Here is a 408-nt window from a genome sequence, read left to right as displayed (position 1 = left end):
GTCCTGACGACCGAACTGCTGCACTATTTGCGATTTGATTGACTCCCTTTGTAAAAGAACAAGTTTGGTGAAGTCCCCTACCATTTCAGGCGATCGCTTTGATCCGATCGAGCAGTGCAGACAACCTTTGTAGAATACAGTTAGCGATCGCGTGTTGTTTTGGTGTCAGTCGGTATGGCGAGAAAAATCTGGCGTGGGTTACGGGGTTTACTGCTGCTGTTGAGTTTGGCGTGTTTGGCCGTGCTGCTGATGGCGCTTCCGGCTGCGGCACAAACTTCGCCTGATACGGTCAACTACAACAGCGCCAACTTGCAAAACCAAGATTTTTCGCATCAAGATCTGCGCGGCAAAGCGTTTGTCGGGGCAGAAATGCGCGGAATTAACTTCGAGGGGTCGAATCTCACGAAC

1 protein-coding gene is annotated in these 408 nt (G+C 50.7%); it reads left to right on the top strand.

Annotated features, from left to right (window positions below; translation table 11 throughout):
- Positions 1 to 174 precede the first annotated feature (174 nt).
- On the top strand, positions 175 to 408 hold a 234-nt coding region (locus tag D7Y13_RS49360), incomplete at its 3' end, for a pentapeptide repeat-containing protein (RefSeq protein ID WP_147452757.1).

The sequence above is a fragment of the Corallococcus praedator genome, from assembly GCF_003612125.1.
Lineage (GTDB): Bacteria > Myxococcota > Myxococcia > Myxococcales > Myxococcaceae > Corallococcus > Corallococcus praedator.
The sequence above is the reverse complement of the archived record's forward strand: the minus strand, read 5'-3'. Positions and strand labels throughout refer to the sequence as shown.